Annotated in this window: 14 protein-coding genes; 12 read left to right on the top strand and 2 right to left on the bottom strand. The window is 40.6% G+C overall.

The features are described from left to right. Positions 1–198: 198 nt before the first annotated feature. A complete protein-coding gene (locus ACZ5QH_RS07930; RefSeq protein WP_034614166.1) occupies positions 199–591 on the bottom strand; it encodes a hypothetical protein in 393 nt (130 codons plus the stop codon). A gap of 363 nt (positions 592–954) precedes the next feature. Between ACZ5QH_RS07930 and ACZ5QH_RS07935 the strand changes: the two genes are divergently transcribed. The 4 genes from ACZ5QH_RS07935 to ACZ5QH_RS07950 all read left to right on the top strand — a co-directional run bounded on the left by ACZ5QH_RS07935 (position 955) and on the right by ACZ5QH_RS07950 (position 5,577). Further along, positions 955–2,298, top strand: coding sequence for a spinster family MFS transporter (locus ACZ5QH_RS07935; RefSeq protein ID WP_004721612.1), 1,344 nt, complete (start codon positions 955–957; stop codon positions 2,296–2,298). Positions 2,299–2,388: 90 nt separating this feature from the next. Next, complete coding sequence (locus ACZ5QH_RS07940) at positions 2,389–3,390, top strand: AraC family transcriptional regulator (protein WP_303576538.1); 1,002 nt, start codon at positions 2,389–2,391, stop codon at positions 3,388–3,390. Positions 3,391–3,473: 83 nt separating this feature from the next. After that, positions 3,474–4,580 (top strand): NAD/NADP-dependent octopine/nopaline dehydrogenase family protein, encoded by a 1,107-nt coding sequence (locus ACZ5QH_RS07945; protein WP_303576553.1) that lies wholly within the window; start codon positions 3,474–3,476, stop codon positions 4,578–4,580. Position 4,581: 1 nt separating this feature from the next. Beyond that, positions 4,582–5,577 (top strand): 3-hydroxybutyryl-CoA dehydrogenase, encoded by a 996-nt coding sequence (locus tag ACZ5QH_RS07950; protein ID WP_303576539.1) that lies wholly within the window; start codon positions 4,582–4,584, stop codon positions 5,575–5,577. A 54-nt stretch (positions 5,578–5,631) separates the two neighbouring features. Here ACZ5QH_RS07950 and ACZ5QH_RS07955 read toward each other — a convergent pair whose 3' ends face one another. Further along, positions 5,632–6,099: a MarR family winged helix-turn-helix transcriptional regulator gene (locus tag ACZ5QH_RS07955; protein WP_004721604.1), complete on the bottom strand. Its 468-nt coding sequence runs from the start codon at positions 6,097–6,099 to the stop codon at positions 5,632–5,634. 147 nt (positions 6,100–6,246) lie between these two features. Between ACZ5QH_RS07955 and ACZ5QH_RS07960 the strand changes: the two genes are divergently transcribed. The 8 genes from ACZ5QH_RS07960 to ACZ5QH_RS07995 all read left to right on the top strand — a co-directional run bounded on the left by ACZ5QH_RS07960 (position 6,247) and on the right by ACZ5QH_RS07995 (position 13,682). After that, positions 6,247–7,359 (top strand): amidase, encoded by a 1,113-nt coding sequence (locus ACZ5QH_RS07960; RefSeq protein WP_303576540.1) that lies wholly within the window; start codon positions 6,247–6,249, stop codon positions 7,357–7,359. An 18-nt stretch (positions 7,360–7,377) separates the two neighbouring features. Then, positions 7,378–8,544, top strand: a complete 1,167-nt coding sequence (locus ACZ5QH_RS07965; protein WP_166783555.1) for an acyl-CoA dehydrogenase family protein — start codon at positions 7,378–7,380, stop codon at positions 8,542–8,544. A 43-nt stretch (positions 8,545–8,587) separates the two neighbouring features. Beyond that, positions 8,588–9,115: a nuclear transport factor 2 family protein gene (locus ACZ5QH_RS07970; RefSeq protein WP_166783556.1), complete on the top strand. Its 528-nt coding sequence runs from the start codon at positions 8,588–8,590 to the stop codon at positions 9,113–9,115. Between the two features lie 30 nt (positions 9,116–9,145). Then, the gene (locus ACZ5QH_RS07975; RefSeq protein WP_166783557.1) at positions 9,146–10,423 is read left to right on the top strand and encodes an aromatic ring-hydroxylating oxygenase subunit alpha; all 1,278 of its coding nucleotides are present in this window, start codon (positions 9,146–9,148) and stop codon (positions 10,421–10,423) included. A 10-nt stretch (positions 10,424–10,433) separates the two neighbouring features. After that, on the top strand, positions 10,434–10,919 hold the full coding sequence (locus ACZ5QH_RS07980; RefSeq protein WP_303576542.1) for an aromatic-ring-hydroxylating dioxygenase subunit beta: 486 nt from the start codon (positions 10,434–10,436) through the stop codon (positions 10,917–10,919). Between the two features lie 12 nt (positions 10,920–10,931). After that, positions 10,932–11,669, top strand: a complete 738-nt coding sequence (locus ACZ5QH_RS07985) for an SDR family NAD(P)-dependent oxidoreductase (RefSeq protein WP_303576543.1) — start codon at positions 10,932–10,934, stop codon at positions 11,667–11,669. Positions 11,670–11,703: 34 nt separating this feature from the next. Beyond that, positions 11,704–12,657 (top strand): PDR/VanB family oxidoreductase, encoded by a 954-nt coding sequence (locus ACZ5QH_RS07990; protein WP_166782742.1) that lies wholly within the window; start codon positions 11,704–11,706, stop codon positions 12,655–12,657. 65 nt (positions 12,658–12,722) lie between these two features. Beyond that, positions 12,723–13,682, top strand: a complete 960-nt coding sequence (locus ACZ5QH_RS07995; protein WP_171287945.1) for a p-hydroxyphenylacetate 3-hydroxylase reductase component — start codon at positions 12,723–12,725, stop codon at positions 13,680–13,682. The last annotated feature ends 82 nt before the right edge of the window (positions 13,683–13,764 follow it).

Genomic DNA, 13,764 nt, shown 5'->3' on the forward strand with positions numbered 1-13,764 from the left:
AATATTTTTGAATTGGACTTCACCGTAATTGTATTTTTAAGTAAAATTTTAATAATGGGGATGAAAATAGACAAAGTGTTTGCCAAAAACGGGGAGCTAAGCTTTAAGTCGCAACTCAATCATTTATATTCTAAATTGATATCTTATTGAACTTAAAGCGTTGCATTGAAAAATGAAGTTATTAAGACTGACGGCTATTTAAGGTAAAAAGGTTTCTTGTAAATAACTCCACTGCATTTTTCCTTGAATCTCTTCAATCAGTGCACATGAACGTCGAACTAGAATTCCTGATTCCTTGGTGTGTTTTTCAGTATAGGTGAGAACAATGCTTTGTTCACTTTGCATCAAAATTTGTTCATCATAAATTTCGATCTTTAGATCTGGCATCTTGCCCTGATTATTGCTAAACAGCCCTTTGACATCGGCCAAGGAAAAACGCTTTCCAGCTGCACCGACCATCTCAAAATGATCGGAAAAATATTCAATAAGTAGGGGAAGATCTTGTTCTGTATGTTTCCCGTTAAAAATACGTTCAATCAGTACGTGCATGCTATGTATACTTTCAATTGCATCTTGTTTTGACAGCGGCATATCCATTTCCTATGAGAGGTGTATTTTTTATATTATGTAAAAATAAATGTAAAATTCAATATTATTTTAAAATTAAATTTTTAACGTATGTTTCAAGAACGCTCCCAAAAATAATTTACAATTTAAAAAACAGAGTATCTTATTGATATATAGTATTTTAAATAAAATAAATTTGTTCGAGTTGAGCATTGTGAAGTAAAAGGTATAACTATATACTTAAAATAACATGGAAAATTCCATGTAAAAATAATTATAGTGGGTTAAGCTTTTATCAAGAAGGTGGATAGGAAATGGATATTTCCTTAAATACGCGACATCTTCTTAAAGATACCAATCATAAAAATGCATGGACAAGGAAGAAAAATGGATACTCATTCACCAGAGTCAACAGGCTCTCATTCAAATACATATGCATGGTATGTTGTTTCACTTTGCATGTTGGCTTATATATTTTCATTTATAGATCGGCAAATACTGGCACTGATGATTGAACCGATTAAGGCTGATCTAGGTTTGTCAGATACCCAATTTAGTCTATTACATGGTCTCGCCTTTTCGTTGTTTTACGCCTTTATGGGGTTGCCACTGGCCTATTTGGCAGACCGATTTTCTCGACCAAAAATTATTGCAGTCGGGGTGGTGTTTTGGAGCATTGCAACTGCATTCTGTGGCTTAAGTAAAAACTTTATTCAACTGTTTTTAAGCCGTATGGGGGTTGGGGTGGGCGAAGCTGCTTTATCTCCAGCAGCGTATTCAATGTTTAGTGATATGTTCAGTAAGGACAAATTAGGCCGTGCTGTTGCAGTATATTCAATTGGTTCATTTGTCGGTGGAGGGATTGCTTTTCTGGTCGGCGGTTATGTGATTGGCTTGCTTAAAAATATGGACACCATTCAGGTTCCTTTATTTGGTGCATTAAGAGCATGGCAGGCGGCATTTATTATCGTGGGCTTACCTGGGGTGTTTATTGGCTTACTGGTGTTACTTACGGTGAGAGAACCGCAACGCAAAGGTCAGCGTTTAAATGCACAAGGTCAAGTTGAAAAGACCAATATGAAAGATGCGTTTAAGTTTATCAAAAAACATAGTCGTACTTTTACTTGCCATTATTTAGGTTTTACTTTCTATGCAATGGCACTGTATTGCTTGATTAGTTGGTCACCAGCATTTTACATGCGTAAGTTTGGCCTTACACCGACAGAAGCAGGCTATATGCTAGGCACGGTGTTATTGGTGGCAAATATTCTTGGCGTATTCTGTGCAGGCTGGCTTAATGACTGGTTTATTCAAAAAGGACGTAAGGACGCGCCAATGATTACCGGTGTGATCGGCATCGTGGGATTAATTTTACCAATTATGGTGTTTACCCAAGTCAATGAGCTGTGGCTTTCTGTGGTATTTCTGGTCCCTGCCATGTTTTTTGCCTCTTTCCCAATGCCAATTTCAACCACAGCAATGCAAATGCTGGCACCGAATCAGTTACGCGCACAAATCTCAGCTGTATTTTTGCTGATCAGTAATTTGGTTGCAGTTGGAATCGGTACCACGTTGGTGGCATTGATTACAGATAAAATCTTTGAAAATCCACTGATGGTGGGGATGTCTTTGTCTATCGTGGGTACGATTTCATGCGTGTTGGCATTTATCTTATTGAAAAAGGGCTGTAAGGCATTTAGCGCCAGTATGCAGCAGGAACATGCCTCTTAATTCAATGGTATTCTCAATCAGTCTCAACGCCCATTCTTTGTAATGGGCTTTATGACTTGTTTGGTCAATCCATAATCAGGGAGTGAAAGAATGGAACAGTTTTTCAAATTGGATTATCTAAATGAGCTGCTGTTGTTTAAATCGGATGATTATCAAACCATTAAAGATCAGGTCAGTTATTATTTAAGCCCTCATCGTTTTGAGGTGGAAGTGCGTGAACCGTTAAATACCCGTTTAAATGGTTTTCGCTTTGGAAATTGTGCCTTGTACGATCTAAAATATAGTGCCCCTGTGATAATCACCATTGATGAGGTTTCCGATTTTTATTTATTTCGTTTGACACTGGAAGGTCAATGTAAAGTCGGTATAGAAGACCAACAGGTGCTACAGTCAGTCGGGATTATGTCGATTACGCATCCGCATACTCAACAGCAAATCCAGACCAATCAGCATTGCCGAAATATTATTTTAAAACTTGCTCAACATGATGTAGAAACCCAATTGTTTAAAATGTTGGGGCATACCAGTCATGAACCAGTTATCTTTGATATGAGCCTGTCCTGTACCGAAGAAGGCATAGACTCGATTATTGAAACCCTCAATTATTTGTGCCATGCCTATTACCATATTCAAAATTGGAGCTTTATCTCTGCGAGTTTTACCCAGTATTTAATTGAACTGATTTTATTAAAGATTCCAAATAACTATAGTGCCCAGCTTAATTTGCAAAGACAGCATATTTTGCCCGGCTATCTAAAAAAAGCACAAAAATATATTCAGAATCATTTAGAACAACCGATTTCATTAGCAGATTTAAGCCAGTGTTGTGAGGTGTCGATCCGCACATTGCAAAAAGGCTTTAGCCAGTATTTACAACAAACCCCAGTTGAGTATATCCGTGATCAGCGACTTGAACGGGTACATTTGGCTTTGCAGCATGCTCAAACCAATGAAACAGTGACGGATATTGTGTTGCGTCACGGCTTCCAAAGTTTAGGGCATTTTTCTACGCTGTATAAAAAACGCTATGGGTGTTTACCTTCTAAAACTTTAAAAATGAGTCCTGTTCAAATGAGTACAATGCTTTCGTAAACTGAATACGTGTTGCGTGTTTGGATAAGCCAGCAGGTTATTGCACTTCTATGATGAATTGAAATAAATCAGGAAGATCAATGATGAAAATTACAGTTTTAGGTGGCGGTCATGGATGTTATGCAGCTGCGGCAGAAATGGCTGAAAAAGGACATGAGGTGCTGTTATGGCGCCGTGATTCAGATGCTTTGCAACAACTTGCTGCCACTGGGCAATTAAAGATTAAAGATTATCAGGGTGATCGTACTGTGACGGTGGGTTTTGAAAAGAGTCAGATTAATTTGTCTGATGATTTGCAACGCGCCATTGAACATGCCGAGTTGATTATTATTCCATTACCTGCGACCACACATGATGATTTAGCCCATCAAGCAGCGCCATTTTTTAAAGCAGGGCAAGTGGTGTACTTACCACCAGCGACATTTGGTAGTTTTATCTTTGCCAAGGCGATGCAACAAGCAGGCAACACTGCCCAAGTGGCATTTGCAGAAACGGGAACTTTGCCTTATTTGGTGCGTAAACATGGGGTGAATCAAATTGTGATTAGTGGTTATGCGACCCGGTTACCCACAGGCGTGTTTCCAAGCGTGTTGTCACAACAGGCATTTCAAGTGCTTAAGCAGGCATATCCTAGCGTTGAACCCGTTGAAGACAGCTTAAGTGGTGCATTGATGAATGCTGGACCCATTATTCATCCACCTTTGATTTTGATGAATGCGGGTCCACTTGAACATTTTGAAGCGTGGGATATTCATAACGAAGGTACTCAACCCTCAATTCGTCGTGTCACCAATCAACTCGATGCGGAACGAATACAAGTACGTGAAGCATTGGGATATGCCGCACCACATTTTCCTTTGGCGGATCATTATAATCATGAAGGTGAGGGTGATGAATGGATGTATGGACGTGGGGCACATGGAAAATTAACCGACAGCGGTGACTGGCGTGAGGATATCGACTTAGATTCACATCGCTATATGTTAGAAGACACTCGTTTAGGATTATCTTTTTTAGTTTCTGTGGGACGTTGGGCAGGTGTTGCAACCCCTGTTGCTGAGGGCTTATTGAATATCGCGTCAGCGGTTACGGGTAAGGATTTATATCAACAAGGACGTACTTTTGAGCGTTTAGGTCTTGCGGATAAAAGTCCAGCAGAACTGCAAGCGATTTTGCAACAAGGAGTCTAAAATGCAGATGATCGAAAAAATTGCGGTGCTTGGTGCTGGACGTATGGGCAAAGCCATTGCGATTGCATTTGCCTATGCAGGACTAAACGTTGATTTGATTGATGCAAAACAACGTAGTGAAGCTGAATTTGAACAATATCAAACTCAAATTCGTGCTGATTTACAGCAAGAGTTACAGTTGCTTGAGAAAATTCAGTTTATTCAAGTGGAGCAGCAAGATTTTATTTTGGATAAGATTGCGATTTTATCTAAACAGGCTGCTACAGGCATATTGCCAAGCTGTGCGTTGATCCTTGAGGCTGTACCAGAAGTAAAACAAGCCAAACAAGAAATTTTTGCTTGGCTGGATCAATATCTTTCACAGCAGTGTATTGTGGCTTCGACCACATCCACATTTTTAGTGACGGATATTGCGCAAATGATTTCGCATCCTGAGCGAGTGGTCAATGCACATTGGCTAAATCCTGCTTATCTCATGCCTTTGGTGGAATTAAGCCGTTCTGAGCAGACCTCAAATGAGGTGCTGACTCAGCTTAAGCATTTCCTACAGGTGATTGGTAAGGTACCTGTGGTTTGTAATGCCAAGGCGGGCTATATCGTGCCAAGGATTCAGGCCTTGGCAATGAATGAAGCGGCACGTATGGTTGAAGATGGAGTCGCTTCGGCAGAAGATATTGATATTGCTATTCGTACCGGTTTTGGTTTGCGTTTTTCTGTTTTAGGCTTATTGGAGTTTATTGATTGGGGCGGTGGTGATATCTTGTATTATGCCTCGCAATATTTGCAAAAAGAGCTGGGTGAGCGTTTTCGTACACCTGAAATTATTGCGGAAAATATGCGGCAGCAGCGTAATGGCCTTCGTGAAAAGCAGGGTTTTTATAATTATGCGGATGTGGATATTCATCAATATAAACAAGATGTTTTGCGGACCTTTTCAGATCGAATTGAAAAAAGTAAGTTAAAACCACCGTTTAATATTTTACAGTCCACAACGTGATGAACTGAACAATTCGCCCATTGCACTCAGCAAATGGGCATTTATTTACAACTTTTAGCTTGATGGCATCAAATTGAATAGCTTTTTCAATTGTGCATTTAACTGATGTAATTCCTCATCTTCAAAGGCATTTAAAATCCCAGATAGAGTCACTTGGCTGATTTGATTGATTTGCTCCACCAGTTCTTTACCTTTGTCTGTGAGCTTGACCATCGAGATACGTTCATCAGACTCTGAAGAAAAAACCTGCACAATATCATCTTCAACTAGGCGATAAATGGCTTTGGTTGCTGTGGTCAATTTAAGGGTAGAGAGGTTGGCAATTTCGGTAATACTGGCTTGTTGCAAAGCATTGGTACTTAAAATGATTTTACGACGTGTATTGTCGATACCTAGTTTTTTTATTGATTTTTCAATAAGTTGTGTGTATTTACCATTCACTTGAGAAATCCAAAAGAAAGGATAGCTTTGTAAGCTGCTAGGTTCATTATTAGGTAGAAATTGTTCTAAATGAGTAAGCATAGCAAAGTGATAACTTTATAAAGATGAATATTCATCATTATACAAAAATTAAAGAAAAAATCTTTGCTCTTTCTGATAAAAACATCTTGACAATTACATTACTTTTTCCGATATTAGTATTAAGTACAAAAATACATGGAAAAGTGAATGAATATTGTTGTACAAGACGTACAAATAGGACGCGGTGCTTTAAAAGTCATGGTGAAAGATTCCATTGATATTCAAGGTCTAAAGACCATGATCGGGAGCAAAGCCTTGATGGATAAGCCTTCTGCAACAAAAAATGCAGAAGTGGTAGAGCGTATTTTGGCAGCGGATTGCCAAATTACCGCAAAAACCAATCTACATGAGTTGGCTTTTGGAATTACCGGGATCAATCCTGTTTTTGGCACTGCAATCAATCCTCAATATCCTGATCTAATTCCAGGTGGTTCATCGAGTGGGTCTGCTGCTGCCGTAGCCGCAGGTCTGGCTGATTTTACTTTAGGTACCGATACTGGTGGTTCAATTCGTATGCCAGCGGCATGTTGTGGGGTGTATGGTTTTAAGCCGACATTCAATCGCGTCAGTCGTCAAGGGATACATCCAGCCATGAGTTCGTTGGATTGCGTGGGACCATTTGCTGCTTCGGTTGCAATGATTGAAACCGCGATGCAGATAATTGATCCAAGTTTTCATGCTTTGGAAAAATTAGCGCATACGCCGAAACTGGCTTGGCTTGAGGTAAATGCAAATCCAACGGTATTGAACTGTATTCAGCTTTTTCTTGCTCAGGCGAATCTGTCAGCTACACCAGTGAAATCTGAATGGTTTGAGCCTGCTTATGATGCAGGGATGCAGATCATTAATTATGAAAATTGGCAGGCGTATGGTGAGTTAACCAAAACCGGTTTATTGGGTGACGATATCCATGCTCGCTTGCTCAAATCTGCGCAAACCACGGCGCAACAAGTAAAAGAGGCGGAAGCGGTCAAAGCACAATTTATCAATGAAATTGATGGCTTATTGGAAAAATATGATGCTGTGTTACTGCCAACCCTTCCGCAAATCCCACCCAAATTAATCGATGCAGAACATATGGTTGCACTGTTGAACTTAACTTCATTGGTGCGTCCATTCAATTTATCTGGACATCCGGCAATTTCAATACCGCTCAAAACCAGCGAAGGGCAACCAGTGGGTTTACAAATCGTGGCGAAACGAAATTCGGATGAGCTGGTGTGTGCAATTGCGAAATATATCGTGGATGCATCGCAATAAATGACAAGGAGTTGGGTAATGAATAATTTATCGACAAAGGAATTTGTAATGGACACAACAATAACGGAATTAGAAGCACTCTGTCAGGAGATTCGAGAACGTGCTTGTACAGGCGAGTTTGATAACCAAGCGTATGTGAGTCAAGACATCATTGATAAGTTAAAGCAGATTGGAGTCTATCGTGCATTGGTACCGAAACGTTTTGGCGGCAATGAATGGTCACCTCAACAATTTTGTGAGTTGATTGAACGTTTGTCTAAAGCAGATGGTTCAGTGGGCTGGGTTGCGAGTTTTGGGATGAGCCCTGCTTATTTGGGTAGCCTGCCTGAAGCAACGCTTGAAGAATTATATAAAGAGAGCCCAGATATTGTATTTGCAGCAGGTATTTTTCCACCGCAACCCGCAGATTTAAGAGCTGATGGCGTGGTGGTGAAAGGTCGATGGAAATTTTCCAGCGGTTGTATGGGGGCCGATATTATTGGAGTGGGGATTAGTCCACAGGTCAATAACACCACACAAGGTCTCCCACGTTTAGCAATTATCCCAGCAAAACAAGCGCAAATCGAAATGACTTGGGATACGGTCGGTTTAAAAGGAACAGGCAGTCATGATCTGCTGGTAGATAATGTCTTTGTAAACAATGACTGGACCTTTATTCGTGGTGAACCGTCTAAACTTTCGGAACCATTTTTTAAATATCCATCACTGTCATTGGCAACACAGGTGTTAACTGTGGTCGGGATCGGTGTTGCAGCAGCAGCGTTGGAAGAATTCCAAAAGTTAGCGCCTGGCAAATCATCTATCACAGGTGGTGCTGAAATTGCCAGTCGCCCAGTCACTCAATATGAATTTGCCCAAGTCGAAGCTGAGTTTAAAGCAGCGCGTGTTTGGTTCTACGACACTATGCAAATCGTTTGGAATGAGATTATTGCAGGTGCTACGCCAACGCCAGAACAGATCAGTGAGATGCGTTTGTCTTGTACCCATGTTGCTCGAGTTTGCGCACGTGTGACGCGCAAAATTCAAATGCTGGCGGGCATGACTGCAATTTATACCCATAACCCATTTAGCCGTTTTGTGAATGATACCAATGTGGTGACTCAGCATGCCTTTATGGGCGATGCCACTTTACAAAATGCCGCTTTGGTGAGCTTTGGTATGCAGCCAGCACCTGGTTATTTATAAGCCGAATTTAAATAATCACGAGATGTCCAAGGATGAATATGACATGAATAGCCAGATGGATTTGACCGTTATCCTACAACGCTTAGAGCAGCTCGAAGCACAAAACGCGATTCGTAATTGTATTCATCGTTATATGGAAATTTGTGATGAATTAAATGCCAAGACTGACCTCAATGAATTAATGGATTTATTTGATCAGGACAGTATTTGGGAAGGGATTGGTGAGAAATATGCGCAATCTTTTGGTCGCTATGCTTCATGGCAAGCCATTTTTGACATGTTTAAAAGCTATACCCAAGCCGAATCACATTTTGTGATGAATGCGCATTTTGTCAGCTCAGAACAAATTTATATTGCAGGCGATCAGGCCAATGCAAGCTGGTTGATGTTGCAAACCTCGACCTTTCTCAATGGAGATAGCCATTTAAATGCCGCAAAACTCCGCGTGAAATTTAAACAGCAAACCGATGGTCTATGGAAGATCAAACATTTTCAGACTGAAAATATTTTTAGTCGCCCCGTGTCTCACTGGAACAGTACAGCGATATTGCCAGTACCGTCTCAGCAATAAGTTATGGATAAATTGAAAAGGATAATGGATATGAACAGTATTATTCCAATGCAGAATATTAATATTGATTACAGCGAGTTAGTTCAAAGTGATCGTGCGCATACCTCTTTATATAAAGATGCGCGTGTCTTTGATGATGAAATGGAAAAGATTTATTACAGCACTTGGGTTTGGGTGGCACATGCCAGCGAAATTCCAGATGGTGGTAGCTATAAAACCATTAATATTGGTAAGCAACCTGTGGTCGTTGTACGTGACCGTAAGAAAAAAGTCCATGTATTGCTCAATCGTTGCCGCCATCGTGCAGCAACGGTATGTGAACATAAAAAAGGCAAAACCAACAGTTTTGTTTGCCCATATCACGGATGGAGCTATGCACTGGATGGTTCATTACGTGGTGTACCTTCACCTGAAAGTTATGGTGAATGTCTGGATAAATCAGAGTTTCCATTGATTAGCCTACGTGTTGAAGAATACAACGGTATGATTTTCGCCACCTTTAAAGATGATATTGAACCTTTAGAGGATTTCTTAGGTGCAGCGAAAAAATGGATTGATTTGTTTATGAAACAAGGCGCAGGTTATCCAATTAAAGTATTGGGTGAACATCGTTTCCGTTTCCCAGGCAACTGGAAAATTCAACTGGAAAACACCACCGATGCCTATCATTTCCCGCTGGTACATAAGTCATTCTTAAGTTCAGTTGATGAGAAGACTGAAGAATTATTTAATTTTGAAAATCAACCTGGCTATGTTGAAGATTTAGGCAATGGGCACAGTGTCATGGTGATGATTCCTGAGCTGGTGGATTTAGATGAAGAGTTGATGGAACGCCCAATTCAGGAACGTTTTGAAGAGCTTGCTCAAGCGTTACGTGATGAAGGACATGAAGAACTTGAAGTACGCCGTATTGTACGTGCTGTGGGTGGTTCTGGTTTTAACTTAAACCTGTTCCCAAACATTGCCTGTTCAATGGCCTTTTTCCGTGTCATGCAACCGATTTCAGTCAATGAAACTGAAATTCATCATTCCGTGATCACGATGGATGGTGGTCCACAGATTGCCAATCAATATCGCTTACGTCTACATGAACATTTCCAAGGTCCATTTGGTTTTGGTACACCTGATGACTCAGAAGCGTGGGAACGTGTGCAACATGGTGCCAATGCTGGTCATGATTTATGGATCATGTTGAACCGTGGTTTACCCGGTGAAGTAAAAACTGAAGATGGCTTAAAGAGCGATGTCAGTGCAGAAACTGGAATGCGCGCTGCTTATCAGCAGTGGAAAAAGATGATGACAGCTTAAGGAGAGTAGCATGAACATGAATTTGCAATTATTAAATGAAGTGACTGCTTTTGTTTGGGCTGAAGCTGACATGTTAGATCACAGTGAATACCGTGAATGGCTCAATCTCTGGAATGAAAAAGGCGTGTATATCATTCCGATTGATCCGACACTCAAGGATTATGAAAATAATTTGAACTATGCCTATGACAACAATCATATGCGTACATTACGGGTAGAACGTTTGGAAAATGGTGAAGCGATTTCGACTGCACCCAAAGCCAATACCGTCCGTAGCGTGTCACGTATCCGTGTCGTAAAAGATGAGGATGGTGAAATCATTTTACGCTGTGCACAAAACCTCCGTGAATTCCGTAAGGAAAGCTTAAAACATTACACCGCAGATGTGATTTTTCATTTGGTTCGTGATTCAGAACAAGGCTTTAAGATCAATCGTAAAATTATCAACTTAGTCAACTCGACCGATACTTTGGCGGGTATCAGTTACATCCTCTAGGAGCGCAAAAAAATGAAACAGGTTGTTTTAGTCACGGGCGCAGCATCTGGTTTAGGGAATGTGATCGCCGAATATTTTGCAGCACAGGGGCATCAAGTGATTGTCTCTGCTAGCAGCTTAGAAAAGGCTGAAAATGCCAAAGCACGTAGTCCTAATGCAGAGAATATGTTTGCGTTAAAACTGGATATTTCAGTTCAGCAAGATTTTCATGCTGCAGTGCAGTGGATTCAACAAAAATTCAGCAAATTGGATGTGTTGATTAATAATGCGACGGTCACCAAGGCAACCCCTGTTTTAGAGATTACTGCAGCTGACTTCGACTGGATCACCCAAGTGAATCAACGAGGAACCTTTCAAGCGTGTCAGATTATTGGCAAATATATGGCAGATCAAGGCTATGGCCGTATCGTCAATATGGCTTCATTGGCAGGGCAAAATGGAGGCACTGCAACAGGAGCACACTATGCTGCAACCAAAGGTGCAATTGTGACTTTGACCAAAATCTTTGCCAAAGAGTTTGCTGCTAAAGGTGTGACTGTAAACGCCATAGCACCTGGGCCAATGGAATCACCGATTGTACACAGTGTGGTATCTGACGAAAAAATGGCGCAATTTATTCAAAATATCCCAGTCAAAGCATTAGGTAGTATGGAATTTATTGCTGAAACCTGTGCCTTGTTGGCAAGCCCAAGCGCAGCTTTTGTCACTGGGGCGACGTGGGATATTAACGGTGGATTATTTATGCGTTAAGCCTTGGGCGAGATGCATAAAAGGGAGATAAATCATGGCTACACTCTATAACGTGGTTGTCAGAAACCGTCATGTAGAAGGTGGGAATGTTGCAGTCATGGAGTTTGAATCTGCAAATTCTGCCACATTACCAAAAATTGAAGCAGGTGCGCATATTGATGTGCACTTACCCAATGGTATGGTGCGTCAGTACTCACTATGCCAAAACCCAAAAGATGTTGGCATATTCCGACTGGGGATTTTACGTGATCCAGAATCGCGTGGTGGTTCAGTCTCGGCTTTTGATGATTTAAAAGATGGTATGCAAATACAGGTCAGTGAACCCAAAAACCTGTTTCCATTAGTCAAAGCCAAACATGCTGTACTGGTGGGTGGGGGGATTGGAATTACCCCTTTGATCACTATGGCCTATCAATTGGTACAAGAAAACGCATCTTTTGAACTGCATTATTGCGGGGCAAGCCCAGAGCAATGTGCCTTTGTTGATGAAATTAGAAATAGTGTATTGGCGCCCTTTACCACATTTCATTTTAAATCGGAAGGGGCCAGCCATCGTGAGTTTTTTCAATCTGCCATTCAGGACATAGACAAAGCAAGCCATATCTATACCTGTGGTCCCAATGGATTTATGGATTGGGTGATTAATTTGGCTTTGACACAAAATTTTCCTGAGCAACAGATTCATAAGGAATATTTTCAGGTTGAGCTTGAAACCAACGGTGATGCATTTGAAGTTGTTGCTGAGCGTAGCGGCAAGATCATCATGGTCAATGCCGAAGAAACCATTCTGCAAGCACTGGCACGAGAAGGGATTGAGATTGAAATGTCTTGCGAACAGGGTGTCTGCGGAACCTGTATGTGCGATGTGATCGAAGGTGAGCCTGATCATCGTGATGTGTATTTTACTGATGAAGAAAAAGCCAGTAATGAACAAATACTGGTGTGCTGTTCCCGTGCAAAGTCAGCACGATTGGTACTGGATATTTAATTGCTTTTAACAGGACTAAGCAATTTCAGATACCGAGCTAAATAGGATAAAAGATTCAGGAGAGAATAATGAATTCATTAAAATCAATGGATGAAATCAAAATAGATCCAATGCAATTTAGACGGGCATTGGGTAATTTTGCTACAGGTGTGACCATTGTGACGGCACAAAATGAGCAAGGTGAGAAGGTTGGAGTCACTGCAAATAGTTTTAACTCAGTGTCTTTAGACCCACCACTCATTTTATGGAGTATCGATAAAAAATCATCGAGTTTTTCTGTATTTGAGCAAGCTACGCATTTTGCGGTAAATATTTTATCGGGTTCTCAAATTGAGTTATCCAATAAGTTTTCCCGTCGCAATATCGATAAGTATGAAGGTACAAGTTATCAGGTTGGTGCAGGTCAATCACCAGTTCTAGACCATTGTTCAGCAGTGTTTGAATGTGAACGACACGAAATTATTGAAGGTGGTGATCACTGGATTATAATTGGCAAAGTCGTTAAGTTTCATGATCAAGGGCGTAGTCCGTTGGTGTATCATCAAGGTGCGTATTCAGGTGTGATTCCTCATCCATTATTACAGCTCAAAGATACTGTAGAAGCAGAAGACTTAGGCGAATTACATCAAGGGCATTTATATAGTAATGTCTGCTATTTAATGAGTCGGGCGTTTAAATTTTATCAGACCGATTATATTCCGAAGCAGTTAATCACTGGATTTCGCACCAGTGAAGCAAGATTATTATTGGTGTTGGGCAGTGGTACCGCATCCAATAAAGCAGATTTACCACGTGATATTGCCATGCCGATGCGTGAGATCGAACAAGCTGCGCTTATCTTAAAAAAAGATGGTTTATTGATTGAAACGGATGGGTTTTTTAAGTTAACGGAAAAGGGCAAGAAAACCGCTCATTATCTGTTTGATATTGCCGATAGCCACCAAAATGAAGTTTTTGAAAAATATCCTGAAAATGAAAAGGAAATTTTTATTAAAATTTTAAAGGATATTGCGGGGATTGTATAAACATCAACTGACCGACAAATATCTAGATGAATTTGTCGGTTATTTGGATTTATTGAGATAGAATTTTTAACGGTGTTGGAAA

The organism is Acinetobacter sp. Ac8 (assembly GCF_055392545.1).

What these genes read in the sequence shown, in the direction of transcription:
- ACZ5QH_RS07950 (WP_303576539.1), top strand. Translation starts at nt 4,582, where the DNA reads ATGCAGATGATCGAAAAAATTGCGGTGCTTGGTGCTGGACGTATGGGC.
- ACZ5QH_RS07990 (WP_166782742.1), top strand. Translation starts at nt 11,704, where the DNA reads ATGGCTACACTCTATAACGTGGTTGTCAGAAACCGTCATGTAGAAGGT.
- ACZ5QH_RS07940 (WP_303576538.1), top strand. Translation starts at nt 2,389, where the DNA reads ATGGAACAGTTTTTCAAATTGGATTATCTAAATGAGCTGCTGTTGTTT.
- ACZ5QH_RS07985 (WP_303576543.1), top strand. Translation starts at nt 10,932, where the DNA reads ATGAAACAGGTTGTTTTAGTCACGGGCGCAGCATCTGGTTTAGGGAAT.
- ACZ5QH_RS07960 (WP_303576540.1), top strand. Translation starts at nt 6,247, where the DNA reads ATGAATATTGTTGTACAAGACGTACAAATAGGACGCGGTGCTTTAAAA.
- ACZ5QH_RS07945 (WP_303576553.1), top strand. Translation starts at nt 3,474, where the DNA reads ATGAAAATTACAGTTTTAGGTGGCGGTCATGGATGTTATGCAGCTGCG.
- ACZ5QH_RS07970 (WP_166783556.1), top strand. Translation starts at nt 8,588, where the DNA reads ATGAATAGCCAGATGGATTTGACCGTTATCCTACAACGCTTAGAGCAG.
- ACZ5QH_RS07965 (WP_166783555.1), top strand. Translation starts at nt 7,378, where the DNA reads ATGAATAATTTATCGACAAAGGAATTTGTAATGGACACAACAATAACG.
- ACZ5QH_RS07935 (WP_004721612.1), top strand. Translation starts at nt 955, where the DNA reads ATGGATACTCATTCACCAGAGTCAACAGGCTCTCATTCAAATACATAT.
- ACZ5QH_RS07980 (WP_303576542.1), top strand. Translation starts at nt 10,434, where the DNA reads ATGAACATGAATTTGCAATTATTAAATGAAGTGACTGCTTTTGTTTGG.
- ACZ5QH_RS07930 (WP_034614166.1), bottom strand. Translation starts at nt 591, where the DNA reads ATGCCGCTGTCAAAACAAGATGCAATTGAAAGTATACATAGCATGCAC.
- ACZ5QH_RS07955 (WP_004721604.1), bottom strand. Translation starts at nt 6,099, where the DNA reads ATGCTTACTCATTTAGAACAATTTCTACCTAATAATGAACCTAGCAGC.
- ACZ5QH_RS07975 (WP_166783557.1), top strand. Translation starts at nt 9,146, where the DNA reads ATGAACAGTATTATTCCAATGCAGAATATTAATATTGATTACAGCGAG.